Consider the following 26,080-nt stretch of genomic DNA (forward strand, 5'->3'; position numbering starts at 1 on the left):
ACTTCCCCGACAAGCGTGAGCTGCTGGTGGCCGGACAGGAGACGCTGAGTCGGCTGCTGACCGAGGGGATCGCCGAGGCTCCCGGCTGCGCAACCCCGCTAGAGGCGGTCGCCGCCGGTCTTGAGCGCGCGTCAAGCGCGATGGGCCCCATGAACCGCGAGCTCGCCCCGCGCCTGAAGGCGGCCGTCGCCGCCAGCGCCGAGCTGCAAGAGCGTGACGCCCTCAAGACCGTCAGCCTCGCCGCCGCGATGACAACCGCTCTGGTCGCCCGCGGCGTACCCGATCCGACTGCGGCTCTCGCGGGCGAGCTGGGCGTCCTCGCTTTCAAACGGGGGTACGCCGAATGGGCCGAGGACGACCGTGGCGCCGAGGACGAGCTCGCCGGGTACACCCTGGCGGCCCTGGACGAACTGCGTGCGGCGAGCGCATCGCTGGGCTGACCGGACGAGCATCGTCCAGCGCTGGTGCGGTGGACGAGAAGCAGACCTCACAGGTTTTCGAGCTCGCTGGCCTGATCTTGGCTGTGGGCCGCCATATCCAGGCGTCCAAGGAGGCCGCAGCCGAGTCCGGAACGCCTCTGCAAGGAGCCGTGATGCGTTTCATCGGCCGGCACCCGGGCGCTACGGGGCCTACGAAGGCCGTGTACAGGGACGCCCCGCGACCGCACCGTGACTATGGAGGTGCGCAGGTCGTTGGTGGTGCCGAGACCCCCTGGTACCGCGTGCTGAGGCATGAGAGGGGTCTCCGGCCGGGCCGTTGCTCCCTCGTTGCAGGCGGAGGACGTCCGGGCGACAACGTCGGTGGCGGGCCTGGGAACTTCAGAAGTCGACCTGAAGGCCGGGCCCGTCGTTGTTGGAGGGCGAAACCGGCAGCCTGCGGAAACGGGGCTCCGAAGCGATGGGACTCGGGGCGGCGGTGACCGGGCGGCGGTGCTAGCCGCTGACAGGACACCGGAGGCCGGCCAAGGCGAGGGCCCGCAAGCTTTTCACCGCCCTGATCGGCCACGACTAGTCCGGCCCGTCCCCGTCCCCGTCGTCATCCTCGTCCAGCTCCGGCACGTCCGGGTCGCGCAACGGGCGCAGGGCGCCGGCGGCCGGGACGCTGGCGGTGAAGCTGTAGCGGCCGAGCAGGTTCAGGTTGCGGTGCTTGAGCGGGGACAGCCGGGCGATGTCCTCGTCCAGTACCTGGTGCTCGCGCTCCTCGGTGGGCAGCGCGCGCAGCTGATCGACGGCGGCGTCCAGGCAGCGGGTCGTCCACAGCACGGCGGCGTTGAGCACCAGGCCGAGTGCGCCGAGCTGGTCCTCCTGCCCCGTCCGGTACGCCTGCATGATCTGCCCGCGCTTGCCGTGGCAGATGTCCCGGGCGAGCTTGTGCCTCGACTCCTGCACGGTGAGCTGACGGTTCATCTGCCGCCGGTAGGTGTCGTCCACCGGATCGACCACCCGCAACAGGTGCAGCGTCTTGGCGATCCGCCCGTACTCGGCGAACGCGGTGCCCAACGGGGTGGGACGGCCCTCGCGGCCGAACATCCGCAGCAGGTCGTCGGCGCGCACCTGACCGGTCACCAGGGAGCCGGCCACCCGCAGCATGTCCGGCCAGTGCGTGACCACCTTGCCCAGGTTGACCCGGTTACGGGCCAGCGGCTCAAGCACCCCGTAGTCGCCGCCCGCCATCCCGGGAAGCTCGGCCCGCCGGAACCGCTGGTCGGCCAGGTCCCGGAAGCGCGGCGAGCAGTTGTAGCCGAGCATCGAGAACAGCTCGAACACCATGTCGGAGTAGGAGGCGTTGTCGGTCGCCACCATCTCCTGCCGCACGCCGGCGTCCAGGTTCAGCAGGGCGTCCAGGATGTGCAGCGAGTCGCGCGGGGTGCCCGGCACCACCATCTGCCCGATCCCGGCAACCTGGTCATCTACGGCATTCAGCCGTCTTCCATGGCAGGCCCGGGCAGCTCTACCAGCGCTACCAGGACGGCATGGAGGACCAGATCGGGGCGCTGGGGCTGGTCCTCAACGCCCTCGTGCTGTTCAACACGCGGTACATGGACGCTGCGGTGAAGCAGCTGCGGATGGACGTTTTCGACGTCCGTGAAGAGGACGTGGCTCGCCTCTCCCCGTTCGTGCGGCACCACATCAACATGCTCGGCCGGTACTCCTTCCAGCTCCCTGACCTGCCCGGCGGCCTGCGACCACTGCGTGATCCGGACGCCGCCGAGGCGTGAAGCCGCAGGCACCGTCGCGGGGGCCCGGACGCTGTGCTCCGCACTACCGGGCCCAGCGGTCGGGGGCTGGGGTGCGCGATCGTAGGCGCTCCCCCTGCGGCCCGAACATGATCAGGTATTCGACCGGCCCGCCGGGTCCGGCGTTCGCGACTCCGTGGGCGGTGCGGGTGTCGAACTCGGCCACGTCCCCGGCGCTCAGCACGAGGTCCTGCTCGCCGAGCGCCAGCCACAGCCGCCCGTACAGGACGCACAGCCATTCGTACCCGTCATGGGAGACCTGCCGCGGCCGCGCCGGCGGCGCGTCGATGGCGGGCAGGACGTGCTTGTGGGCGTGCAGGCCCCCGACGTACCGGGTCAGCGGTAGCACCGCCTTGTCGCTGCCGGAACGCTGCGGCACCGGGGTGCGCGGTCCGGCCGCCGCGGCGGGTGCGGTGCCGGCCAGCTCGTCCAGGGAGACGTCGTACGCCTTCGCGAGCTGCAGCAGCACCTCCAGGGTCGGCTTGCGCCGGCCGGTCTCGATCCGCGACAGCGTGCTCGGCGAGATGCCGGTCGCGCGGCTGACGCCGGTGAGTGTGGCGCCGTGCTGCTCGCGCGCGGTCCGCAGCCGGGGGCCCATGGCCGCCAGCGTGTCGGCTATGCCGTCGTCCGTCACCGTCGCCCCGCTCCCTCCGGCCGTGCCGCCTCCACCGCCCTGTCCTGCCAGTTTGCCAGGATGGCAAGAGTGCTCGCGTCGCGCGGCCGCCGCGCCGCATGATCGGTGGGTAGCCGCGGCCGCCCGTGAACCGAGGAGAAGCGATGCACCAGCCCGCGCCGTCCGCCGACCTGCGCCACCGCACCATCGAGGCACCCGCTGGGCGCCTGCACCTAGTTGAGCAGGGCACCGGACCGCTGGTCCTGCTCGTCCACGGCTTCCCCGAGTCCTGGTACTCCTGGCGCCGCCAACTCCCGGCCCTCGCGGCGGCGGGGTACCGGGCCGTGGCGCTCGATGTGCGCGGCTACGGCCGCTCCTCCAAGCCGGCCGCGACGGACGCCTACCGGATGCTCGACCTAGTGGAGGACAACGTCGCCCTGGTGCGCGCCCTGGGCGAGGAGAGGGCGGTGGTCGTCGGGCACGACTGGGGCTCCAGCATCGCGGCGGCCTCCGCCCTGCTCCACCCCGAGGTCTTCCGCGCCGTCGGACTGCTGAGCGTCCCCTACGCGCCGCCCGGCGGCCCCCGCCCCACCGACGTCTTCGCGCAGATGGGCGGCGACCAGGAGTTCTACGTCTCGTACTTCCAGGAGCCCGGCCGGGCCGAAGCAGAGATGGAGCCCGACCTCCGGGGCTGGCTCGCGGGCTTCTACGCGGCCATGTCCGCCGACACCATGCCCGCCCAGGGCGAGCCCGACCCGCACTTTGTGGCCCGCACCGGCGGCCGGCTGCGCGACCGCTTCCCCGGCGGCAAGCTGCCCGCCTGGCTGACCGAGGACGACCTCGACGTGTACGCCGGGGAGTTCGAGCGTACCGGCATGACCGGGGCCCTCAACCGCTACCGCAACATGGACCGCGACTGGGAGGACCTCGCCCAGTACGGCGGAGCCCCGATCAAGCAGCCGTCCCTGTTCATCGGCGGCGCCCTGGACGCTTCCACGACCTGGATGGCCGACGCGATCGACGCCTACCCAGCTACCCTCCCCGCCCTGGCCTCCACCCACATCCTGGACGGCTGCGGGCACTGGATCCAGCAGGAGCGTCCCGAGGAGGTCAACCGCCTGCTGACCGCCTGGCTCGCTTCCCTCCAGGGCTGAATCGGCGGGTGTGCCGGCCGGCCTCCGTCGCAAGAGAACCCCGGTCGGCACACCCGAGGGCAGCGCCCGAACCTCACGCCCGCTCAGCGCCGCGCGTCCCCCGGCGCGAGCAGGCTGGTCACCTCGGCGATGGCCTCCGCCGACGGCTTGAAGCACCGTCGGACGTTCTCCGCCTTCTTGTGCCTCGACTTGGCCATCAGCATCAGGAGGGACGCACCCCGCTCCCCGAGGTGGGTCAGTGAAGAGTGCCGCCACTCGTGCAGGTCCCAGCCGGTGCCCGGCCCGGCCAGCGCGGTGTGCTGGTCGAGCAGCGCGCGGGCCTGGCCGTAGGACAGGCGGGCCAGGCCAGTGTCGGGGCAGACGCCCCGGGCGGAGAGCACCTTGCCGGGGCCGGGGCGGCGGTGGGTGACGAAGACCGGCCCGCGCGTGCGGCCCTTGAGTAGACGGGGCAGGAGCCGGGCGGCGCCAGCGTCCCAGAACACCGTCTCCAGCACGAAGTCGGCGCGGGTGACGCCGCGGCGGCGCACCTTCGGCTGCGCGCCCTTGGCCTTCACCGGGCAGCGGCGGCCGGCCAGGTCCAGGTCCTCGATGTTGACGTCCAGAACCTCCTCCGAGCGGGCGCACGTCTCGTAGAGCATCCGCCACAGCGTCTTCTCCCGCAGGTGGACGTCGCGGCGGGCGATCAACCGGTCGATCGCCATCTTCGAGCGCACCGGGGTGTCCGAGTCCGGCGCCGCCAACCGCTTCGCCCACACCGGCACGCTCGGCCCGTCGTAGCCGCGCTCGGAGCACCAGCCGGTCCAGGACAGCACCGCGCCCCGACGGGCGTTCCAGGTGTTCACCGCCGAGCCGCCCCACAGCAGCTCCAGCGCCTCGCCGATCTCGTCGTCCGCCACCGAGACGAGCGGCCGGCCCTCGCCGATCCGCTCGGCGGTCTTCCCGACGGCGATGCCGTAGTTCCGGACGGTGTTCGGGTTGGCGAGCGAGTCGAGGAAGGCGTCGGCCGCCGTTCGGACCGTCAGCGCCTTCCCAGTCGGCAGTAGCACGACGGCGGACACGGGATCTCCCGTGCCACAGATAACAGGGCCGCTTCACGCAGCGTGCGGAAGACGTTCCCGCAGGTCGCGCTCAGTGATACCGCAGTTCATAGGGCGTTATCTGCGGGAAGACTTCAGGCCGCGCCGCTGCTGGCGCCCCGTCAGCCGCCCACCAGGGCCGACGGAGGCTTAGCGCCAGTTTCCGTTCCGATGTTCCTCAAGCCCCAGTTCCTGGGCGCGCAGCCATCGGCTGGGCACGCGTGACGGAGGGTCACAGCTCTCGCCGATGCCTGAGTGGAGGGGAGGTTGGGGCGGCCGATCCAGCTCAAGGCGAGCCCAACCCAACCAACCCAACCAACCCAACCAACCCAACCAACCCAACCAACCCAACCAACCCAACCAACCCAACCAACCCAACCCGTTCGGTGAAGACCGTGCCGCGCCGATGAAACGGGAGTGTGTGAACAGATTGTTTACAACGATTGGTTGACATCATGTTGTGTGCACTGCATCCTCATCTCATGTCGTCGACTCCTGAACAGCACATCGACCCCTTCACGCCGCCGCAGCCGGAGCAGGCACGAGCGCACCGCGTCTACGCGTCCCTGCTGCGTATCGCCGAGCGGCACGCGGCCACCGATGAGCAACGCCAACGGCAGGTTCACCCTTCGGTCATCGGGCCGCACGAGGCCGTCAGGCTCGTGTCGTTCCTGCTGAGCGGCGCAGCGAAGTTGGGCGACGGCGAACCGGGCGTGGACCACGCCGATGTCACTGCTGCGTTGAGCCTCGTCCCGCTGGTTCGCGGAGAGATGGACGAACTGGAGACCGGGCTCCTCCAGATGGCGCGGGGCCGTGGCATGACCTGGCAGGAGATCGCCTTCGGACTCGGGCTCGGCACTCCGCAAGCCGCCAGGCAGCGATACGAACGACTGGCCAGCCGCGCCACGGCCGGCACGGAAGGCTCGGAGTAGGAGAGCCTTTGCCGGATTCGCCTGCCGGTTGGGTGCCGGACTTCCTCTCGGGTGATTCCGGGCTGCGGCGCTCCCAGCGCAAGCCGACGCGCTACGCGTGCGGTGCGAAGACGGGCATGCGTGGGGAGCACGCAAGGGGAGCGCGCGGTCGCCCAACCACCGGTCGTTTAGGCCGGCCGGTTGATTCCCCTGGCCGCTTCGTGGAGTGCAGTGATGGGCACCCTTCCATCAGGCGTGTGGAGGGGGGAGGGCGTTGATTGACTGAATTCAAGGACCGGCGTTGCGGACCCGCGGAGCGGGTCGGGAGTGGCCAGGTCAACGGCGTTCGCTGAGATGCGGGCGAATCGCAGCGCACGCCACGCGGCGGATGCGGGCTCCATGCGCCCTCGTGGTCGAAGCCGCTGCCTTCCTCATGGATTTCTGGTGCGCGCGACGCTACCCAAGGCGCGCTGACCGTGATCGTGCCACTTCACGCTACCGTGGCCTGTTCGCGCCCAACTGCCCGAAGTTTCGAGGAATCTTGAGTCCGGGTAATTAGTGGTGGAGCTCAGGCTGCGTGGCTTAATTGCGCCCTGCGGCGGGGGAGCGGTGCCGAGACGGGTCCGACCGGTGCGGCAACTACACAGGGTGAGACGGGCAGTTGGGCGGTGAATGGGAATGCCGTTCTCCGCTTCTTGAGGTCCCGCAGGAGGGGCTCTTCCCTGCGGGCCCACCGTTTCAGGCCACTCAAGATCAAGTGCTTCTCACTTTACGGCGTCGACTGTCGCCGTGAATCCGTGAAAGTGTCTCTAGCGCACTACAGGGACCTTCGAGAGTGAAGGGCAGGGGAAGGCTGGGACAGGCCGTAGGTGTTGCAGGGATTCAATGCGCGGCCTGACGCGACTTTCCTGGTGGGGTGACCGGGCGCAGAGCGCCGCGCTGTACGTCATGGCTGGCGTGCGCGCGACGGAATTCTGGCCTTTGCCCCGAGGGTTGAATTGCCTTCGTCCCCTGTGTGGTTGCCGAAATTATCTCATGAGGTTCTGACTCCTCGTTCGTTCGAGGGGGACGCCCTTCGTGTGCGGGGGCGTCCCCGGGCAGAATCTCGTCGCTTCGCTGGCAAAGGAGCACGTCATGAAGATGAAAAAGATCATTGCTGCTGCGGGTGTCGTTGTGGCCGGTGCCGCAGTCGCCATCTCCACCCAGGGCATCGCGCAGGCTGCGACAACTCCTCAGGTCGCGTCCCTGAAGACGCATGTCCAGACTGCGGTACCGGCGAGCGAAGCAGCCGCTCCCCGCTCGCCTCAGGCGGACTGGACCCCGCCGGCCGGATACACCTTGGAGCGCTCGTTCATGGGCGACGCTGCCTCCTGTCGAAAGATAGGTGACCAGGGAGTGACTGCCGGAAATTGGCACCAGTATGTGTGCCACGAGGAGCTGGTGCAGGTCACCGATCTCCCGATGCTCGTCCAGTACCTGTACGTCAAGAAGTAACCGTGACGGGTGCTGGGTTGAGCCATGTGTGACGTCCGATGCCTTCCGCGCCGTCACTGACCTGTCGGCGGTGGCTGATGTTCAGCCGCCGCCGACAGGGGCGCGCATCATCTCCGGCGAGCGGGGGCGAGGCGTCCACGGAGCACCGCCGACACCGGCGTGTGCGTCCGACTTCCGCCAGCTCCCTGCCTCCCAACGGACAGGCTGCCCAGCCGCCGACAACGACGCCGGCTCAGCTCATCGGGCGGCGGCAGTGGCCTGTCGACGGGCAAAAAGGCCTGGGTGCACCGGAGATCGCTCACGGGCTCGGCGCCGGGCAGGTGGCCGGGAAGACCATGGCAGGGGCGGCCGGGCCCAGTCGGTCCTGTCGGGTATGCAGGAAAAGGATGAAGGGCCTGCTCGCCCCGCCTTGTATGGTGGGCGTATGTCTACGCCCCGAGTTTCCTAGCGAGGACCCGCTTCCACGTCAGAAGTGTGTCCTTTTGCTATCTCGGAGCGTAATTCCATGATTACCGTTCGCGGTGTTGGGCTGCGCGCGGGCGCCCGCCTGCTGCTGTCCGACGTTTCGTTCACCGTCTCTCCCGGCGACCGTATCGGCCTGGTGGGCCGCAACGGGGCGGGTAAGACGACATTGATGACGGCTCTTGCCGGCCGCTCGAAGCCGGCCGGCGGCGTGATCACGCATACAGGTCCGGTGGGGTTCCTCGCGCAGGATTCCCGGGCCGCCGACCCGGCGGTGACCGTCATCGACCGGATCCTGTCCGCCCGTGGCCTGGATGCCGCACTGCGTCGCCTGCGGGCGGCCGAGGTGGCGATGGCCGAGGCCGACGGACACGGCGCGCTGGAACGGGCGATGGCCGGCTATGCACGCGCCGAGGCCGCGTTCCAGGCCGGCGGCGGCTATGCGGCCGAGGCCGAGGCGGCCCGGGTGGCGGCCGGACTGGGGCTGCCGGACCGGGTCATGCGCGAACCGGTCGGCGCGCTGTCCGGCGGGCAGCGGCGCCGGGTGGAGCTGGCGCGCATCCTGTTCGCCGGGCACGGTGGCACGCTGCTGCTGGACGAGCCGACCAACCACCTGGACGCCGACTCGGTCGCCTGGTTGCGGACGTTCCTGCAAAGCTATCAGGGCGGCCTGGTGATGATCAGTCACGAGAGTCGCCTCCTCGCCGACATCGTCAACCGGGTCTTCCATCTGGATGCCACACGCGCCACGATCGACATCCACAACACCGGCTGGGACACGTACTTGGCCCAGCGGAAGGCGGACGAGCGGCGCCGCACCCGCGAGCGGGCGAACGGCGAGCGCAAGGCGGCGTCGCTGCACGCCCAGGCGGAGAAGATGAAGGCGCGCTCGTCGACCGCGGTGATGGCCAAGAGCATGGCGCGCCGCGCCGACCGTATGCTCGCCGAACTGGAGCCGGCCCGCCGGGCGGAGAAGGTCGCGAGGATTCGGCTGCCGGAGCCGCAGCCGTGCGGGCGGGTGCCGTTGGGCGCGGTCAGCCTGGCCAAGTCCTACGGCGATCACCGGGTGCTGTCGGGCGTGGATCTGGCGATGGACCGCGGCAGCCGCCTGGTGATCCTCGGCCTCAACGGCGCAGGGAAGACCACGTTGTTGCGCCTTCTGGCAGGCGTGGAGCAGCCGGACGCCGGGCGAGTGGTGCACGGGCACGGGCTGCGGCTGGGCTACTTCGCCCAGGAGCACGACACCCTCGACGCCGCCCGCACGGTGCGGCAGAACCTGGCAGCCGCGGCGCCGCACCTGACCGAAGGGGAGGCCAGGCGAGTGCTGGGCGCGTTCCTGTTCACCGGGGACGACGCCGACAAGCCCACCAGGGTGCTCTCCGGCGGCGAGAAGACCCGCCTGGCCCTGGCCGGCCTGGTCCACTCAGGGGCGAACGTGCTGCTGCTGGACGAGCCGACCAACAACCTCGACCCCGCCTCCCGCGGCGAGGTCCTGGCCGCGGTCGGCGCCTACCCCGGCGCGATCGTGATGGTCACCCACGACGAGGGCGCCATCGACGCGCTGCGCCCGGACCGCGTCCTGCTGCTGCCGGACGCGGACGAGGACCTGTGGAGCGAGGACTACCGAGACTTGGTCGCCCTCGCCTGACCCACGGCCCACGATCCACGACCCACGAGGCACGACCCACGGCCCCGTCCCCATGCCGTGACGGGCGCCGGGGGTCCGCAGCAGCACTCCGGAGACGGTGGCCGGCCCTGGCCCGCAGCCGGTCACCGGCGCCGTGGATTCGGCCATCCGGATCGGGGTGGCAACTGTGCTGCGCAAGAGCGGCGGCGCCGTCGTCCTCCAGGTGACCGGCCTCGACGAGCAACCGGCCGGCGCCGCCGCTCTGGTGGCCGCGGACGGGAGCACGGTGCCGCTGCGTTCATAGGGATGCTCGACATGGCCTACACACCACCCACCATCCGGACATCGACGGGAGCGTGGACCGGCGGGGCAGGTGGTGCCGCGGACCGGCAAGGTCCGGTGCGGGCAGATCGGAGAATGGCCGACTCACGGAAGGCGCCCTCCCGGTGGCCGCGCGCGTGACCTACCGTGACGTCCATGCCGTACGGGAATTCCAGCAACGACCCGGCGCCGGCGCAGTCGCGCCGCCACATTTTCGGCAACGACGCCGAGCAGTACGACACAGCCAGGCCCGGCTACCCCCGGCAACTCCTCGACGACGTCCTGGAGTTCTCCGCTCTCGCCGCGGGCGAACCGGCACTGGAAGTAGGGGCCGGCACCGGCAAGGCGACGCTGGCCTTCGCACGGTCCGGCGTACCGGTGACATGCGTCGAACCGGACGTCCGCATGGCCCGGGTACTACGCCGCCGCTGTGCGGAACTGCCCGATGGCAGTGTCGGTATCGAGGTCGCCGACTTCGAAGCCTGGCATCCCACGCGGCAGTACGGGTTGCTGTACTGCGCGCAGGCATGGCACTGGGTCGACCCGGACGTGCGATGGGCGAGGGCACAGGCCGCGCTCTCTCCCGGCGGAGCGATCGCCCTCTTCTGGAACCACTGGGTTCTCCAGTGCGGCGAGCTGGCGGACCGGCTGACCGCCGCCCACACCCGGCTCGGCATCGAGATTCCGCAGGACACCCTCCTCGACCCCCGCCCCCGTCCCGCGCGCCGGGGCCCCGAGTCCCGCCAGTGGCGCGAGATGACGGCGACCGGCTTCGTCGACCCGGACCACCGCCTCTACACCTCCGTACACGAACGGTCCACGTCCGCACTCATCGGCCTGCTCACCTCCTACAGCGGCTACCGGGCGCTCCCGCCCGAGCCCCGGGAGCGGGTCTTCGACAGAATGGCCCGCATCGTGGACGAACACGGCGGACGCGCCCACGTGAAGGTGGTCACAAGCCTCTTCCTGGGACGGACGAGAGCCGCTACTGCCTAGTCAGGCTGTCTTTCCTCGGGGAGGCGATGACGAGCAGGGCGACGGGGATCGCGACGCCTACGCCGAGCAGGCCGAGCAGGAGGCCCAGTGCTGGCACGGCGGTGTGACGGGCGAACCGGCGCGGCCACGCCGTAGACGGCGTCGCGAAGGTGCCTCGTGTGCATCGATTCTTGCCCTCAGGACGGGACGGCACGGCGAAGCGTGACATGCGCCCGGCTGAGGGGCCGATGGGCCGACGGGCCGTCGGATCGCAGGGCGCGTCTCTTTCGGCCCCTTGTGCTCCCGGGCGGGGCCACCGCGGTGGTGCCGGCCGTGCACTGCGTGCCGGCGAGGAGTGGGACATGCGGAGGCTGTCCAGCAGTTCAGGAATGATCACGACGCAACTCCGGCCCTGCGGGCGGGAGTCGCGCGTCTGTGGTCCAAGGAAAGACGTCCACCAGCCGGTGGGAGATGCAGGTGCAAGGCCGGCCAGGCGCTCCAGGAGAGAGGTTCCTTCCCGAACGGGGAGGAACCTCTTCTCGTTGGTGTGTCGCCGCGCCTGGGCGAGCGCGTCGGCTCCAGGTGCCGCGACATGAGCGTCGCGATGTCCGGGCGGTGGCGTCCGCGAGCCCCTGATGGAATCGTCACGCTGTGGCTGTGGCTGTGGCTGTGGCTGTGGCTGTGGCTGTGGCTGTGGCTGTGGCAGTGACTGCTGTGCCGCGGTTCACTGCTGTGGGGTGGTTGCCGGGCGTGACAGGCGGCGGCGTGTCGCCCAGACCAAGGCGCTGAGTGCGAATCCATCCACGGAAACCAGCCCGTGGCCGTTCTCCTGGAGAATCCACATCAGCAGGCCGAGCGCCGGCACGCTGATCGCGAGGATCCGCTCCTTGGTGGTTCGCGTGTGTGCGAGGAGGGCCAGCGCCAGGGCGGCGCCGAGGAAGTAGGTGGCGCCGGAACTGCCCGCGAAATTCCGGGGGTCGGTGCTGGGACCCCCACCCAGGCCGAGCAGGGTGTCGATCCACTCCGGCAGGAGGATGCCGGCGAGGAAGAAGGCCACCGTCAGCCGGCCGCCCCAGAGCCACTGCGCGAGTGCGGCCACCGCGGCGAGGGTGGCGATGTTCCAGGCCGCGCCGGCGATGCCGCCGTTCTGCATGAAGACCGAGGTGAACACCCGCCACCAACCGGTCTTGGCGGGGTCGTGGTCGAGTGCGGCCATCGCGCCCGACCAGCACAGCTGGAGCGCTACGCCGCCGACCGTCAGCACGGTCAAACCGACCGCGACCCACGGGATCGGGCGCCCGCGCAGCGAGTCGCGCCCGACCGCCCCGAGGCCGCTGTTGACCATCAGCACCATCAGCGCGGCCGTGGTCACGTTGAACAGTACTTCCCCCATGTCCGCCCCCCTTTTTCCAACACTGTTCGAAAATGACAGGGGGAGGCTAGCACAGGTTTTGAACGGTGTTGGAAAGCCGTTGTACGGTGGTGGGCATGAAGCTCACCAAAGAGCGGATCGTCGACGCGGGCATGGCCACCTTCGCCAGGGTCGGCTACCACGGCCTGTCCATGCGTCAGGTGGCCCAGCGGCTCGGCACGCATGCGGGCAGCCTCTACTACCACGTGCGCGGCAAGGACGAGTTGCTGGCGCTGATGGCCGACCGCGTCTGCCGGCAGGCATACGACGCCGGTACCACCGCATTGGCCGCCCTGCCGCCCGAGGCGACCTGGCAGGACGAGATCGAAGCGCAGGCCGAGGCGCTACGCCGCAGCATCCAACAGCACCCAGGCGGCGCCATGTTGTTGGCGGAGAGTCCCAGAACGCTGAGTTCCGGCGCGCTGTCCCTGATGGAGCGCCTCCTTCAGACCCTCCTCGGCGCCGGTGTGCCCACTGCGCACTGCGGTATCGCGGCCGACACCCTGCTCAGCCACGTCACCGGCTTCGTACTCCAGGAGGAGGGCGACTCCCCGGCCCCGGCTGTGACCGCCGAAGTCTACGCCGACCTGCGGGCACGCTTCCCGCTGGTCATCGAGCGGATGCCCCGGCTGAGCCAGGGCGAGAAGTTCCGGCGAAGCATCCGCCTGATGTGTGCGGCGTTCGCCACCCTCGTCGAGGAGTGAACCCGGCCCCCATCCCGCGGCATCCGACGTCGCTGGTTCTGCGGCCGATGGCCTCCTGTGCCCGCTGCGGATTGCCGCCGTCGATGGGGAGCGCCGCGCCGTGAGCGGCCGAAGCGGCGGAACCGTCACCCGTGGCGAAGGCCGCCGGCCCTCGGAGACCCGCCGGGCGGGTGGCCGCTGCCCGGCGAACTAGAATGCGCTTCATGACCGACCCGGCCTCCTCGACACGTCCCGCTGCGGCCCGCCGGGATCCGGAACTGGGCTTTCCCTCCCCGGGTGAAGTGCTGCACAGGCTTCGTACGCAACGGGGTATGTCGCTGCGCCAGGTGGCCGCCGAGTGCGGGCTCTCGGTCTCGTTCCTGGCGGCGCTGGAGCGGGGCGAGACGGACATCGCACTGGAGCGACTGGCGCGGTTGGCAAGGGTCTTCGGCCATGACGTCGGCTCGTTCCTGGGGTTCACGCAGGGCCGGGCCGCGCCGTCGGTCTTCCCGTTCCGGGACCAGGCGGTCATCGAGCGGGCGCCAGGCGTCACCTACCGCGTGCTGCGCGCGCCCGAACTGGGATACCAGGTGGTCCAGGGCGACTTCGCGCCGCACTCGGCGCTGGGCGAGGACCTCCAGCACGAGGGCACGGACCTGATCATCGTGACCCAGGGGACGCTGGTGGCCCGGTACAACGGGCTGGACCACACCCTGCACAGAGGGGACTGCGTCCGGTGGTCCGCGGGGCATCCGCACACCTTCCGCAATGACACCGACGAACCGGCGCGCATGGTCGCGATGCTCTTCAGCAGCCTGTACTGACCTGCGGCCCGTAGCCGCCTCGGGCCTTTCCTGAACCGCGCCTCTTCCACCCGCCGTTGTGACCGGTCGGGCTGCCTCCTGCCGCCGGAAACCCGGCGATTTCCCGCTCGTGAGCTGACGACGGTGAGCGTGTGCGGTATTTTGCACTCACGTACTTTTTAGTGCACGCGCGCTGTCTCAAGCGCACGTTCAACGGAACGGGGAAGTGCCATGCAGTCACATGCCATCGTGCGAACCGCGGGAGTCGGAACCGCCCTCCGGTCCGGCAACGACCCGGGAAGCGGCAAGGGCCGCGGCCACGGAGCCCGCGACCTCCTGCTCCGCACCGTCCTGGTGATCGTGTGGAGCTCCGGATTCATCTCCGGCAAGCTCGGCCTGCGTCACTCCGCCCCCTACACCTTTGCGACACTGCGGTTCGCCGTCGCCGGGGCCCTGCTGCTGGCCGTCGCACTGGTACGCCGCGACGCCTGGCCGGGATGGCGCCGGCTGGGCCACCTCGCGGTTGCCGGGGTCCTGGTCCAGGCCGTGCAGTTCTCCAGCATCTACGTGGGCATGGATCTCGGTGTGCCGTCCGGCCTGGCGGCCCTGATCATCGCGCTCTACCCGCTCACCGCCTCCCTGCTGGCCGTGCCGGTACTCCATGAGCGCGTCACCCGCGGTCAATACGTGGGGCTTGTGCTCGGACTGGGCGGGGTGGCGCTCGCGGTGAGCGAGAACCTCCACCTCGACGGCGGCTATGTGGCCGGGCTCGGTTTTCTCCTGCTCGCCCTGGCAGGCATCTCCGCAGGCACCGTCTACCAGAAGCGGTTCTGTCGCGGGATGGAGCCGGTGACCGGCAACGCCGTGCAACTGCTGGCCGCTGCGGTCGCCACACTGCTGCCCGCGCTGTTCGCCGAGGGTTTCGAGGTGACCTTCACCGCCGGCTACTGGCCGGCCCTGATATGGGCCGCGGCCATCAACTCCATCGTCGGCGTAGGTCTGTTGTATGCGCTGCTGCAACGGCACGGCACCAGCCAGATCAGCAGTCTCTTCTATCTGGTACCCATGGTCACCGCGGTGTTCGCGGCCCTCCTGCTCCACCAGCGGCTGGGCCCGCTCATGCTCGCCGGGCTCGTCATGGCCACAGCGGGCACGATGCTCGCCCATCGCATACGGAACTGAGCCGGGCCCGCAGCCCTGCGCACGATGCGGCCCGCACAGCTCCCAGCCGCCGGCTGCGCCCCCGCCACGAACGGAACGATCGGCAGCGCCGGGCACTCCGGACCATCGGCCTCAACTGCCTCGTCAACTCCCTTAGCCGGGACGGTCTTCCGCGTACGGCGCGCATTGCGCGCGCCACACCGGGAGAAGCGGGGAACCTGAGGGCTCGCACATGCCGTAGGAGTCACGGCCGTTGCGCCTCGCAGTCCCGCGATCGGTGTGCGCGGCAGGCGCAATGACGGTTCGCAGGGGAGCAGTTCAAGGACGACATGTACATCCATGCAGAAAGCCGAGGTCAGACCAGGTGAAAGAAGTGGATTCGGCGCCCATGGTTTCCGCGTCAGTGGGTCCCGCATCAGTAGTTCCCGCATCAGTGGTTCCCGCATCAGTGGTTCCCGCACCCTCTGAAGCTGAAGATTCCCTCGCCGGTGCGGCCCGGAGAGGAACGGACCGCGACATGGCTTCCGGTCGGCACCGCCCCTCCGGCACATCGCTGCCCGTCGCCCGGTTGCGCTGGGCCCTCAGCCTCTTCTTCGGGCTCGACGGTTTTGTCTTTGCCGGGTGGGTCGTACGCATCCCCGCGATCAAGGAGCAGATCCATGCATCGGCCGGCATGCTCGGGCTCGCCCTGCTGGGCGTCTCGGTGGGCTCGGTCACGACGATGCTGCTGGCCGGGCGGCTGTGTCGGCGATACGGCAATCACCAGGTGACGGTGGTGACGGCGGCCATGCTGTCGTTATCCGTAGCCCTGCCCCCGCTGACCCGATCGGCCCTCCAACTCGGCCTGGTGCTCCTCGTCTTCGGGGTTGCCTACGGCGGCTTGAACGTCGCCTTCAACGCTGCCGCTGTGGACCTGGCCGAGGTGATCGGGCGCCCGATCCTCCCGTCGTTCCATGCGGCCTTCAGCGCGGGCGGACTGGCGGGCGCGGGAATCGGCGGTGTCCTCGCCCCACACCTGGCCCCGCTGCCCCATCTGCTGCTCCTCACCGGGTCCGGACTCCTGACCACCGCGCTCGCAGGACGGGTGCTGTTGCGCGCCCCGACACCCGGTACCGGCGGGGGTGCGGCAGCCGCCCTCCGCAACAGCCGGGCGACGACGGGCCGGACCCGCCTGCTCATCACGGTGTACGGGCTGATCACCCTGTGCACCGCGTACGGTGAAGGCGCGCTGGCCGACTGGGGATCCCTGCACCTCGCACAAGATCTCGGCACCGGACCAGGCGTGGCGGCCTCCGGTTACGCGGGGTTCGCGCTCACCATGACACTCTCCCGGATGTCCGGCACCCGGCTCCTGGAGCGGCTGGGCAATACTCCCGTCCTGGTCACCGGTGCTGTCGTCGCTGCGGTGGGGATGCTGTGCGGAGCCCTGTCACCGCAGACCTGGCTGGTGTTCACGGGTTATGCCCTGACCGGGCTCGGTCTCGCCAACGTCTTCCCCATCGCGATCAGCAGCGCCGGGGCGCTGGGGGGCGCCGGCGGTGTGGCCACCGCGTCGGCCCTGGGCTACTCCGGAATCCTGCTCGGACCGCCGTCGATCGGGTTCCTCGCCGAGGAGTTCGGGCTGCCGGCCGCGCTGACCACGATCGCCGGACTCGCCGCCCTGGCAGCGCTTCTCGGCTGTGCAGTGCACCGCGCCCGGCGGCGAGGCGCCGGGTCGGACACACTCGGCACCATGCCTCCGCTCGACTGACGGCCCTTCACCGGGAGAGTCGGTCTCGACGACTCATCAGGACGCGTCACGCCGGGTGCCCGGTCCGCCGCAGGTCTCGGCGTGTTCCGTCCGCACAGGCCATCCGCTGCGCTCTCCACATGATCTTCCGGCCGGCGGCGGCGCGTTACCCATGCCGTCCGCCGGGCCGCCGCGCCCTGGGAGCGAGACCGACCGGGACGCCGGCGGGGGCGGGAGACGGGGCTCAGGGGTGCATGCGGGCGCCCTTGAGCACCCTGTCGACCGCGTTGCGGGGTCCGTGGACGGCGAGCCCCACCAGATCCAGCTGGTCCTTCGGCACGGCCCGTACAGCCGCGCGGTTGTCATGGTCGTTGCCGGTGGCGAAGAGGTCGGAGGTGAACACCGACCGGGGAAGCGAGCGGGACAGGGCGCGGCCGTGGGCGGCGGTCAGTGTCTCCTTCGTGCCCTCGAAGGCCAGGACGGGCTGGCGGAACATCGGCAGGTACGCGGTGCCGTCGGCGTCGGCATACGGTTCGCCGATCACTTCAGGAAGCTCCGTGCCGAGCCCGCTGACCAGGAACGCGGTCACGTTCAGCCGCTGCCAGGGCGCCAGGTCCTCACGCAGCAGAACGGCGATCTTGGTGTCGAAACGTACGGGAGTGGTCTCGGTCGTCATGACTCCGAGCCTGCCGAACGCGCCGCCGGACCGTCTTGTACCTTCCTTGCATGGACTGCCGGCAGGAGATTTCCGCGTGGCGCCCGCAGGTACCGGGTGTCGTCGAGGTCTTCCATGCCCACTTCACCGACCACGCATACCCGATGCACGTGCACGACGTGTGGACGTTGCTGATCGTCGACGACGGTGCGGTGCGCTACGACCTGAACCGCCGCGAGCGCTGCACCCCGCACGACACGGTCTCCCTTCTTCCGCCGCAGGTACCGCACAACGGCTCACCCGCCACCTCGCAGGGCTTCCGCAAGCGGGTGCTCTACCTCGACCTGACGCAGCTGGACGAGAGCTTCATCGGCCCGGCAGTGGACGGCCCCGACCTGGTCGACCCGCTTCTGCGCCGGCGCGTCGGGCAGCTGCACTCGGCCCTGGCGCACCGGGGCGACGAGCTGGAAGCGGAGAGCCGCCTCGCCCTGATCGGCGAACGGCTGCGCGGTCATCTGCGGCCCCGGCTCGTCACCCAGGCACCACGGACCCGCCGCGGCCTGGCCCACAGTCTGCGGGAACTCCTCGACGAACGGCTGCTCCAGGGCATCACGCTGGAGGAGGCGGCGCAGCTGGTGCACGCCCACCCTGCGCACCTCGTGCGGACTTTCAGCGGTGCGTTCGGTATCGCTCCCCATCAGTACCTGATGGCCCGCCGTATCGACCGGGCCCGACGGCTGCTCCTCGACGGCCGGCCGCCCGCGGAGGTGGCGACCGCGGTGGGCTTCCACGATCAGTCGCACCTCACCCGGCATTTCAAGCGGCATGTGGGCATCACCCCCGGGCGCTACGCCCGTAAGGCCCCTGCCCTGGGACGAAGCCCCGCGCGAGGACCTCAGTCACAGCCCGGAATGGCATGAACGAGATGACGGGCGCGACGGCATGATGGGCATGTCCGTGTGAGGCAGGGGGTGCCGGACAGAGCGGGGCAGCCGTGTGCGGTGGGTCGGTGCTACCGCCGGTCGGTGGTCAGTCCGGCTGAGAGCGCTGTGGCCGCGGCGATCGTGGGGATCGTCAACTTCGAAGGCGCCATTGCGTGTTCCCCGTTTCTCGTTGCATGTGCCGTCGGATGAACAGGCACTGGCCGACTGTCTGGCAGCGGGGAGGACGGGTGCCGCGTGGCTTCACGATGCCTCGACAAGCGGAGCTGATGGTGCTTCCCCCGGGGCGACCGGGGCTATGCGCCGTTCCAGAGCGCGGTCACCGTCCGGGCGAGCGCGCGGCCCTGGGCGAAACCGGCGTGACCGGACGGTGTTCGCGTGGTCGGGACCAGCGGGTCCGTGCCGAAGGCGGCGCGAGCGGCCTCGTCGGGGGTGATGACCTCGATACGGCCGTGCTCGGCGATGGCCGCGGCGTCGGCCTCCAGCACCGGGTCGGGCATCGGGGCGATGACCAGGACGCGGGAGTGGCCGGCCGCGAGGTCGAGGTTGGTGAGCGAGCGGATGCCTCCGTCGATGTACCGGGCGTCGCCGATCGTCACCGGGGGCCAGACGCCGGGGACCGCACAGCTCGCGGCCACCGCGCTGACCAGGGAGACGCCCGAGGCGCGGTCGAAGCGTCGGGTCTCACCCGTGGAAGCGTCCAACGCGATGATGTCGAGGGGGCGTTCCGGCCAGGAGTGGGACGGCAACCGGGCCTCGATGACGGCCAGGCGGTCGGGCTCCGGGACGGTGTCGGCGGCCAGCGCCATCTCGCCCATGCGCCGGCGTCGTTCCCTGGGGTCGAAGACCTCCGTGTCGAGCTTTTCGCCGAACTCGAAGAGTTCTGTGAGCGCTCCCTCCCGGGGCTGCAACTCGCGGCTCTGGAGGGCCGGTTCGACCTGGGTGCGGTAGAGCGCGGCCAGCGGGGCGCCGCTGGCTATCTGCGCGGCGACCACCGAACCCGCCGAGGTGCCGAGCAGGTATTCCGCGTCGCCGACCTGGGCCCCGGCGTCGGCGAGGCCGGCCAGTACGCCCGTCATCCAGGCGATTCCGGCCACGCCGCCGCCTCCGAGTACCAGTGCGCGTTCGTTCGCCATGTGTGCCTCCAGGTCTGTTGATCAACGGTCCGACTCCGTCTCAAATTCCCTGGTGGGCGGGGATATTCCCGAGGGATTCGGGGAGGGGTCGGGGTAGCCGGTGCCGGGTGATGCCCACGCTGAGTCGTGCCGGGTGACGTATGACGGGTGGCGGGAAAGCGGTGTGGGCCGCACCGGCGAAGCCGCCCTCTCCTCTCAGAGCGACGGCTGTGCCGCGTCCGGATGCCGTTGCCGCCAGCGCGCGTATGCGGGGCTGGCGGCGCAGACCTTGAGGTAGCCGTCGCGGACGCGCCGGAGCAGCGCCTCGCTGTGCCCGGCGAGTGGGCCGTCGCGGTGCCAGGCAAGAACGTGGCGATACCACAGAGGGTTGCCGGCCAGCGGGCGTACGGCGATGCCCGGCACGTCGATGAAGGTGGCCTGGCACAGGCTCACGGCCAGGCCCGCGCGGACGATCTCGATCAGCTGCCGCCCCTCGGCCTCGTAGGGAATTCGGGGGTGACGGATGGTCAGGGAGAGGACGGATGACCAGTACTCGCGGGTGCGGTCGCTGTCCGGGCGGGGCGCGGCCCAGTCCTCCTCGGCGAGCCGGGCCAGACTCACCTCCTCCAGGGCGGCCAGGGGATGGCCGGCGGGCAGCAGCGCGAAGACGGGCTCCGTGACGAGTGGGTGCAGGACCACGCCGTGGCGGGGCGCCGGATCCTGGCCGGGGTGGTTGCCGAGGACCGCGGCCTCCAGGCGGCCGGCGCAGAGATCGTCCAGGAGGGGGCCGGGGGCGTACTGGCAGCGTGCGGTCACTTCGCTCGATGCGGGGAGCAACTCCCGTATGGCGAGCAGGAGATGGCCGAGGAGTGGGGCTCCTACCGAGCCGACGCGTACGCGGGTGGGTGCCGCGGTGGGACGCGTGGCGCGATCGGTGTCGACGAGGAGTTGGTCGACTCCCGGAAGGATGGCGCGGGCGCGGGACAGTACCAGCTCACCGAGCGGCGTCGGTGAGGTGCCCGCCCGTCTGCGGTCGAACAGCGCGCCGCCCAGGAGGGTTTCGATCCGCCGTAGTTGGGCGCTCAGGCCGGGCTGGGTCGTCCTCAGCGCTGCGGCGGCCCGGGTGAGGCTGCCGGCCTCGGCGATGGCGCACACCACCCGCAGGTGCCGAATCTCCAGATCCATGGCGCGGATGTTATGGACCGGCGGGAGGTTCCTTACAGGGCCGGCGCCCCTCAGTCTTATGTGACATGTCACACGTCGTTCAGATGGAGGTTCACGCCCTATGAAGCTCTTGCGGTTTGTCGCCGGCGGTAGGCGTGCGGCGCTGATATCGGGGGTGCTCGCCGTCCTGCTGCCGGCTCTTGTCGGGATCCCGTCCGCCCAGGCATCCCTCGCATCCAGGGCGGCGGGAGGTCCCGACGCAGCAGGGAGTTCCCACACGGCCGACGGTCGCAAGGCGGCGGACAGGCCGAAGGCGGGAGACCGTGCGGACGCCTGTGCGCTGCCGGGGCGCACCGGTTGGACGGACGAGGGCCACCGCACCGACTACTCCGTCTTCCAGCGACCCGCCGGGACCATCAGGGTCGGCATGATCTTCGTGGACTTCCCGGACGCCCCCGCAACCGAGTCCCCGGCCGACGACGCGGCTCAGATCACGCCCGGCGCGGACTGGGTGTGGCGGTCGTCGTACGGCAAGGCATGGCTGGCCATCACCCAGCATCGGCGCTGGGTGCGGATGCCCCACAAGTCCACGGACTACCACTTCCAGCGCGGCTTCAGCCACGAGACGCACGAGGCGTACATCAAGGACGCGGTGGCCGCCGCGGATCCGGAGGTGGACTTCTCCCGGTACGACATGGTGTACGTGGTGGCGACCAGGAACGCTCCGGCCATCTCCTTCACGCCGACGTATGTGTACGAGCCGGGTACGAAGGGTGTTGTCGCCGACGGCAAGCGCATCAAGTGGGCCGTCACCTTCGGTCAGGACATGTGGCACTGGGGGCCCAAACTGGTCGGCCACGAGACCGCGCACACCTTCGGGTTGCCCGACCTGTACGCCTTCGACGCGGGCAGCGACACCCACCGCTTCGTCGGCGGCTGGGATGTGATGGGCCTGATCAGCGGGGCCGGGCCGCAGTACTTCGGCTGGGAGTCGTGGAAGCTCGGCTGGACCGGCGACAGCCAGGTCGTCTGCCGGGCGTCGGCGGGCAGTGACACCGTCCGGCTCTCCGCCGTCGAGTACGGCGGCGGCACGAAACTGGCCGTGGTCCGCACCGGTCCGACGACGGCGTATGTGGTCGAGTCCAGGCGGGCGGCGCTCGCGGACACCGGGCTGTGTGCGACCGGGGCACTCGTCTACAAGGTCGACTCGTCCGTCGAGACCGGCAAGGGCCCGATCCGGGTCATGGACGCCCACCCCGGCACCACCCCGCCGAGCGGATGCCGGCCCCTGGACGATGCGCCCTACAAGGCCGGCCAGTCGTTCACCGACGCGGGCGCGGGGGTGCGGATCGACGTGCTGAGCGCGGACGGCCACTCGGACACCGTACGCATCACCAAGACGTAACCCGCCCGGTACGTCACGTGGTGGTGCCCTGGAGCGGCTTGCGGCTCCAGGGCACCACCACGTCCGCCGGCTTCGGCGGGTCAGGCCGGCTCGGGGAAGTGGCAGGCGACGCGGCGTCCGGTCGCGGGCACCGTGTCCGTCAGGACCGGGGCCTCGGTCCGGCAGCGGGCCTGGGCCTTGGGACAGCGCGGATGGAAGGTGCAGCCGGGCGGGGGTGCGGCAGGACGACCGGGGTCTCCCCTGCTCGAACGAAGCTGAGAGCTGGGGGAAGGTTCGCCGAGCAGCGTGATGCGCTCCCGGGTCCGTTCGGCGACCGGGTCGGGCAGCGGTACGGCGGACAGCAGCGCCCGGGTGTAGGGATGCGCGGGGGCCGTGTACACCTGGTGCTTCGGCCCGATCTCGACGATGCGGCCCAGGTACATCACGGCGACCCGGTCGCAGACCCGCTTGACCACCGACAGGTCGTGCGCGATGAAGAGATAGGCGAGGCCGAGTTCGTTCCGCAGGCGTTCCATGAGGTTGACGATCTGTGCCTGTACGGAGACGTCGAGTGCGGAGACCGGTTCGTCCGCGATGATCAGGCGGGGGCGGGTGGCCAGGGCGCGGGCGATGCCGATGCGCTGGGCCTGCCCACCGGAGAACTCGTGCGGATAGCGGTCGAGGTGCTCGGGGATGAGCCCGACCAGTTCCATGAGTTCGGCGGCCCGGCAGCGCGCGTCGGCCGCCGAACTGCCCTGCACCAGCAGGGGGTCGGAGATGATCCTGGCCACGGTCTGGCGGGGGTTGAGGGACGAGTACGGATCCTGGAAGACCATCTGGAGGTGGCGGCGCAGCGGGCGCAGCTCCCGAGGGCCGAGGTGGCTGATGTCCCGTCCGCCGAAGGTGATCGAGCCGCTTGTCGGCTCCAGGAGGCGCACGATCATGCGGCCGGTGGTGGTCTTGCCGCAGCCCGACTCCCCGACCAGACCGAGGGTTTCGCCCGCCGCGACCTCGAAGCGCACGCCGTCGACGGCCCGGACCGGAGCCGTCCGGCCGCGCTTGCCGGGGAAGGTCTTGGTCACGTCGTGGACGGCGAGCAGCGGTGCCGCGTCCTGGCGTGGTGAGCCGGCGGCCGCGGGAGGGGAGGTGCTGGTCGACGTCATGGGGAAGTGGCCTTTCGGATCTGGTCCGGGTGCTCGGGACGTGGGCGCCCGGGTGCGGTGGCCGGGCCGAGGGGCAGGTGGCAGGCGACCGTGTGGCTGCCGGAGGTGGTGGCCATGCGGGGTCTGAGGTGTGCGCAGCGCTCCCGGTCCTCCTCGACGGCGGCTGCCGCACGTGGGCAGCGGGGCGCGAAGGCGCAGCCCGGGGCGGGGGTGAGCAGCGAGGGCGGGCTGCCGGGAACCGCGCGCAGCGGGGTGTCCTCGGGGTCGTCGAGCCGGGGGAGCGAGTCGAGCAGACCACGTGTGTAGGGGTGGGCCGGAGAGGCGAACACGGCGTCCACCGGGGCCTGTTCGGCAGCCCGGCCGCCGTACATGACCAGGACGTCGTGGGCGACCCGGGCCACCACGCCGAGGTCATGGGTGATCATGGCGACGGCGAGGGAGCGTTCCTCCTGGAGCCGGGCGATCAGCTCCAGTATCTGGGCCTGGACGGTGACGTCCAGGGCGGTCGTCGGCTCGTCGGCGATGAGGAGATCGGGCTCGCAGACCAGGGCCATGGCGATCATCACCCGCTGCCGCATACCGCCGGAGAACTGGTGCGGGTATGCGCCGGCCCGGCGCCGCGGCTCCGGGATCCCGACCTCGGCGAGCATGTCGATGGCCCGGCTCCGGGCGGCGGAGCGGCGCGAGCCGAAGTGCACCCGGTGGTGTTCGGCTATCTGCTCGCCGACCGTGTAGTAGGGGTGGAGGCTGGAGAGCGGGTCCTGGAAGACCATCGCCATCCGGCGGCCACGCAGCCGGCTCAGGTCGCGCTCGGCGAGCCCGACCAGCTGCCGGCCGTCCAGGACGACCGAGCCGGTGACCTCGGCCCCGTTGTGCAGCCCCATCACGGCCAGCGATGTGACGGACTTGCCGGAGCCGGACTCCCCGACGATGCCGAGGGTCCGGCCGCGGTGGATGTCGAAGGAGAGCGCGTCGACGGCCCGCACGGGGCCGTCCTTGGTGGCGAACGTCACCGTCAAGTCCCTTACGGACAACAGGGGTTCGGTGTCTGCGGGCATCACAGTCTCACTCGGGGGTCGACGACGGCGTAGAGGAGGTCGACGGCCAGGTTGGCGACGACGATGAAGGTGGCGGCGAGGAGGGTGACGCCGAGGATCACCGGTTGGTCACCGGTGGAGAGGGCGCCGTAGAAGAGTCGCCCGATGCCGGGGAGCCCGAAGATGGATTCGGTGATCACCGCGCCCGCGAGCAGTCCGCCCAGGTCCATGCCGAACAGGGTGAGGATCGGTGTCATGCCGGAGCGCAGGCCGTGCTTGACGACGACGGTGCGGCGGGGCAGGCCCTTGGCGCGGGCGGTGCGGATGTAGGGCTCCGCCATCGTCTCGATCATCGAACTGCGGCTCTGGCGGGCGTACATGGCCGCGTACAGGATGGCGAGTGCCAGCCACGGCAGCAGCAGGTTCGAGGCCCAGCGTGCGGGATCGTCGGTGAAGGGCACATAACTGGGGTACGGGAGCAGGCCCGCCACCCGGATGAGGCCGTAGATCAGCATCATCGAGGTGAAGTAGACGGGCAGTGAGGCGGCGCCGACCGCGCCGACCATCAGGACCCGGTCGGTGAGGGTGTCCTTGCGCAGCGCCGCGGCCACCCCGGCGCTCAGGCCGAGGGCCAGCCACAGCACCGCGGCCCCCAGGGCGAGCGAGGCGGAGACCGGCAGGCGGTCCATGAGGAGGTCCCAGACGGCCTCGCTGTTCTCGTACGAGTAGCCCAGGCACGGAAATCCGCAGTGCAGGGCGTAGTGGCCGCTGCCCATCGTGCGGCCGGTGAAGATGCCGGAGAGGAAGTCCCAGAACTGCCGCCACAGGGGCTCGTCGAGCCCCATGTGCGAGCGGATCGCGGCCAGGCGGTCGGCGCTGCACGCCTTGCCGCAGGCCGCGGCGGCCGGGTCGGAGGGCAGGACGTAGAAAATGGTGAAGGTGACCGCGGCGACGGCGATCAGCACACCGATGACGCCGGCCAGTCGGCGCAGGGTGTAGAGGATCATGTCCGGCTTCCCCTCGGGTCGAGGATGTCCCGCAGGGCGTCGCCGAGCAGCGTGAACGCGAGCACGGTCAGGAACAGACAGGCACTCGGGATGACGAAGTACATGGGGTCCGTGTCGTAGAAGGAGACGCTCTCGGCGATCATCTGGCCCCAGGACGGAGTGGGCGGGCGGACGCCGACGCCCAGATAGCTCAGGGCGGCCTCGGTGGCGATCATTCCGGGAACGATCAGGGTGGTGTAGGCGATGACGGGTCCCGCGACGCCGGGCAGGACGTCGCGGGTGAGGATCCGCCAGGAGCCGGCGCCGCCGACCCGGGCCGCGTCGACGTATTCGCGGTGTCTGAGCGAGAGTGTCTGGCCACGGACGACGCGGGCGACGCCGGGCCAGCCGAACAGGCCGATGACCGCGGTCATCAGCACGATCCGGTTGACGTCCTTGGCCACCGACATCATGGCGATCATGAAGATGAGGGAGGGGAAGGACATGGTGAGGTCCATGACCCTGCTCAGGACCGCGTCGGTACGGCCGCCGAAGTAGCCGGCCGCGATCCCGGCCGCCGTCCCGGCGATCACGACGATCGCGGTGGCCGTGAGGGCGATGAGCAGGGAGACCTGGGCGCCGTGCACGACGCGGGCGAACAGATCGCGCCCGGTGACCGGTTCGACGCCCAGCCAGTGCTGTGCGGAGATCCCGCCGAGCGGCCCGACGGGGGTGCCGCCCAGGTAGGGATCGACGGCGGTTCTGTCGAAGTCGTCGGGCGACCAGCCGGCGAGCGCACTCAGCAGCGGGGCGGCGGCTGCCATGAACAGGAACAGCCCGACGACGGCGAGGGAGATCTTGACGGAGGTGCGCCGGCTCAGTTCACGGCGGGCCAGTCGCCACGGGCTGCTGGGCACGGCGGAGGTGGGGACCGCCGCCGCCGTCGCGGCGGGCGGTGCGGGTGCGGACGGGTGCATGG

At 70.5% G+C, this 26,080-nt stretch carries 23 protein-coding genes and 2 pseudogenes; 14 read left to right on the plus strand and 11 right to left on the minus strand.

The window, feature by feature from the left end; genetic code table 11:
* On the plus strand, window positions 1–440 hold a 440-nt coding region (locus IEZ17_RS15670), incomplete at its 5' end, for a TetR family transcriptional regulator (protein WP_189300522.1).
* Window positions 441–1,007: 567 nt separating this feature from the next.
* On the opposite strand, the pseudogene IEZ17_RS15675 reads toward IEZ17_RS15670, so the two are convergent.
* A pseudogene (locus tag IEZ17_RS15675) lies at window positions 1,008–1,919 on the minus strand (Tn3 family transposase); the annotation flags it as partial.
* A 5-nt stretch (window positions 1,920–1,924) separates the two neighbouring features.
* On the opposite strand from IEZ17_RS15675, the pseudogene IEZ17_RS15680 reads away from it, so the two are divergent.
* Window positions 1,925–2,218 (plus strand): annotated as a pseudogene (locus tag IEZ17_RS15680) (Tn3 family transposase); the annotation flags it as partial.
* Window positions 2,219–2,261: 43 nt separating this feature from the next.
* Here IEZ17_RS15680 and IEZ17_RS15685 read toward each other — a convergent pair.
* Complete coding sequence (locus IEZ17_RS15685; RefSeq protein ID WP_189300524.1) at window positions 2,262–2,870, minus strand: helix-turn-helix domain-containing protein; 609 nt, start codon at window positions 2,868–2,870, stop codon at window positions 2,262–2,264.
* A gap of 143 nt (window positions 2,871–3,013) precedes the next feature.
* On the opposite strand from IEZ17_RS15685, the gene IEZ17_RS15690 reads away from it, so the two are divergent.
* Complete coding sequence (locus IEZ17_RS15690; RefSeq protein WP_189300526.1) at window positions 3,014–4,003, plus strand: alpha/beta fold hydrolase; 990 nt, start codon at window positions 3,014–3,016, stop codon at window positions 4,001–4,003.
* Window positions 4,004–4,086: 83 nt separating this feature from the next.
* Here the strand turns inward: IEZ17_RS15690 and IEZ17_RS15695 are convergent, their stop codons facing one another.
* Window positions 4,087–5,061, minus strand: a complete 975-nt coding sequence (locus tag IEZ17_RS15695; protein WP_189300528.1) for a site-specific integrase — start codon at window positions 5,059–5,061, stop codon at window positions 4,087–4,089.
* Between the two features lie 500 nt (window positions 5,062–5,561).
* On the opposite strand from IEZ17_RS15695, the gene IEZ17_RS15700 reads away from it, so the two are divergent.
* The 5 genes from IEZ17_RS15700 to IEZ17_RS15720 all read left to right on the plus strand — a co-directional run bounded on the left by IEZ17_RS15700 (window position 5,562) and on the right by IEZ17_RS15720 (window position 10,890).
* Window positions 5,562–6,011: a DNA-binding protein gene (locus IEZ17_RS15700; RefSeq protein ID WP_189300530.1), complete on the plus strand. Its 450-nt coding sequence runs from the start codon at window positions 5,562–5,564 to the stop codon at window positions 6,009–6,011.
* 1,113 nt (window positions 6,012–7,124) lie between these two features.
* Window positions 7,125–7,484 carry a hypothetical protein gene (locus IEZ17_RS15705; protein WP_189300532.1) on the plus strand — a complete coding sequence of 120 codons (360 nt, stop codon included), beginning with the start codon at window positions 7,125–7,127 and terminating at the stop codon, window positions 7,482–7,484.
* Between the two features lie 505 nt (window positions 7,485–7,989).
* Complete coding sequence (locus IEZ17_RS15710; protein WP_189300534.1) at window positions 7,990–9,594, plus strand: ABC-F family ATP-binding cassette domain-containing protein; 1,605 nt, start codon at window positions 7,990–7,992, stop codon at window positions 9,592–9,594.
* A 97-nt stretch (window positions 9,595–9,691) separates the two neighbouring features.
* Entirely contained in the window at window positions 9,692–9,877 is a 186-nt protein-coding gene (locus IEZ17_RS15715) for a hypothetical protein (RefSeq protein WP_189300536.1), read from the plus strand.
* 173 nt (window positions 9,878–10,050) lie between these two features.
* Window positions 10,051–10,890, plus strand: coding sequence for a class I SAM-dependent methyltransferase (locus IEZ17_RS15720; RefSeq protein ID WP_189300538.1), 840 nt, complete (start codon window positions 10,051–10,053; stop codon window positions 10,888–10,890).
* Window positions 10,891–11,593: 703 nt separating this feature from the next.
* Here IEZ17_RS15720 and IEZ17_RS15725 read toward each other — a convergent pair.
* Complete coding sequence (locus IEZ17_RS15725) at window positions 11,594–12,262, minus strand: hypothetical protein (protein WP_189300540.1); 669 nt, start codon at window positions 12,260–12,262, stop codon at window positions 11,594–11,596.
* A 95-nt stretch (window positions 12,263–12,357) separates the two neighbouring features.
* Here IEZ17_RS15725 and IEZ17_RS15730 point away from each other — a divergent pair, with 95 nt between their 5' ends.
* The 4 genes from IEZ17_RS15730 to IEZ17_RS15745 all read left to right on the plus strand — a co-directional run bounded on the left by IEZ17_RS15730 (window position 12,358) and on the right by IEZ17_RS15745 (window position 16,677).
* A complete protein-coding gene (locus IEZ17_RS15730; protein WP_189300542.1) occupies window positions 12,358–12,984 on the plus strand; it encodes a TetR/AcrR family transcriptional regulator in 627 nt (208 codons plus the stop codon).
* Between the two features lie 203 nt (window positions 12,985–13,187).
* The gene (locus tag IEZ17_RS15735; RefSeq protein ID WP_189300544.1) at window positions 13,188–13,787 is read left to right on the plus strand and encodes a cupin domain-containing protein; all 600 of its coding nucleotides are present in this window, start codon (window positions 13,188–13,190) and stop codon (window positions 13,785–13,787) included.
* 228 nt (window positions 13,788–14,015) lie between these two features.
* Complete coding sequence (locus tag IEZ17_RS15740; protein WP_229852292.1) at window positions 14,016–14,948, plus strand: DMT family transporter; 933 nt, start codon at window positions 14,016–14,018, stop codon at window positions 14,946–14,948.
* A gap of 496 nt (window positions 14,949–15,444) precedes the next feature.
* Window positions 15,445–16,677: an MFS transporter gene (locus tag IEZ17_RS15745; RefSeq protein ID WP_189300548.1), complete on the plus strand. Its 1,233-nt coding sequence runs from the start codon at window positions 15,445–15,447 to the stop codon at window positions 16,675–16,677.
* A gap of 223 nt (window positions 16,678–16,900) precedes the next feature.
* Here the strand turns inward: IEZ17_RS15745 and IEZ17_RS15750 are convergent, their stop codons facing one another.
* Complete coding sequence (locus tag IEZ17_RS15750; RefSeq protein WP_189300549.1) at window positions 16,901–17,332, minus strand: DUF2000 domain-containing protein; 432 nt, start codon at window positions 17,330–17,332, stop codon at window positions 16,901–16,903.
* Window positions 17,333–17,382: 50 nt separating this feature from the next.
* Between IEZ17_RS15750 and IEZ17_RS15755 the strand changes: the two genes are divergently transcribed.
* Window positions 17,383–18,231, plus strand: a complete 849-nt coding sequence (locus IEZ17_RS15755; RefSeq protein ID WP_189300551.1) for a helix-turn-helix transcriptional regulator — start codon at window positions 17,383–17,385, stop codon at window positions 18,229–18,231.
* 317 nt (window positions 18,232–18,548) lie between these two features.
* On the opposite strand, the gene IEZ17_RS15760 is transcribed toward IEZ17_RS15755, so the two are convergent.
* Entirely contained in the window at window positions 18,549–19,388 is an 840-nt protein-coding gene (locus tag IEZ17_RS15760; protein ID WP_189300553.1) for a patatin-like phospholipase family protein, read from the minus strand.
* A gap of 195 nt (window positions 19,389–19,583) precedes the next feature.
* Window positions 19,584–20,552 carry a LysR family transcriptional regulator gene (locus IEZ17_RS15765; protein ID WP_189300554.1) on the minus strand — a complete coding sequence of 323 codons (969 nt, stop codon included), beginning with the start codon at window positions 20,550–20,552 and terminating at the stop codon, window positions 19,584–19,586.
* Between the two features lie 100 nt (window positions 20,553–20,652).
* Between IEZ17_RS15765 and IEZ17_RS15770 the strand changes: the two genes are divergently transcribed.
* Window positions 20,653–21,936, plus strand: a complete 1,284-nt coding sequence (locus tag IEZ17_RS15770) for a M6 family metalloprotease domain-containing protein (protein ID WP_229852293.1) — start codon at window positions 20,653–20,655, stop codon at window positions 21,934–21,936.
* 80 nt (window positions 21,937–22,016) lie between these two features.
* Here IEZ17_RS15770 and IEZ17_RS15775 read toward each other — a convergent pair whose 3' ends face one another.
* From IEZ17_RS15775 to IEZ17_RS15790, 4 genes are read right to left on the minus strand one after another with little or no spacing between them, the layout of a single operon-like run.
* Window positions 22,017–23,078: an ABC transporter ATP-binding protein gene (locus IEZ17_RS15775; RefSeq protein ID WP_189300556.1), complete on the minus strand. Its 1,062-nt coding sequence runs from the start codon at window positions 23,076–23,078 to the stop codon at window positions 22,017–22,019.
* Entirely contained in the window at window positions 23,075–24,136 is a 1,062-nt protein-coding gene (locus IEZ17_RS15780; RefSeq protein WP_189300558.1) for an ABC transporter ATP-binding protein, read from the minus strand. The genes IEZ17_RS15775 and IEZ17_RS15780 overlap by 4 nt, the downstream gene beginning before the upstream one ends.
* Entirely contained in the window at window positions 24,136–25,122 is a 987-nt protein-coding gene (locus IEZ17_RS15785) for an ABC transporter permease (protein ID WP_189300560.1), read from the minus strand. The genes IEZ17_RS15780 and IEZ17_RS15785 overlap by 1 nt, the downstream gene beginning before the upstream one ends.
* Window positions 25,119–26,078: an ABC transporter permease gene (locus IEZ17_RS15790; protein WP_189300562.1), complete on the minus strand. Its 960-nt coding sequence runs from the start codon at window positions 26,076–26,078 to the stop codon at window positions 25,119–25,121. Before IEZ17_RS15790 ends, IEZ17_RS15785 begins: the two co-directional genes overlap by 4 nt.
* Window positions 26,079–26,080: the final 2 nt, after the last annotated feature.

This window comes from Streptomyces albospinus, from assembly GCF_014648695.1.
Taxonomy (GTDB): Bacteria; Actinomycetota; Actinomycetes; order Streptomycetales; family Streptomycetaceae; genus Streptomyces; species Streptomyces albospinus.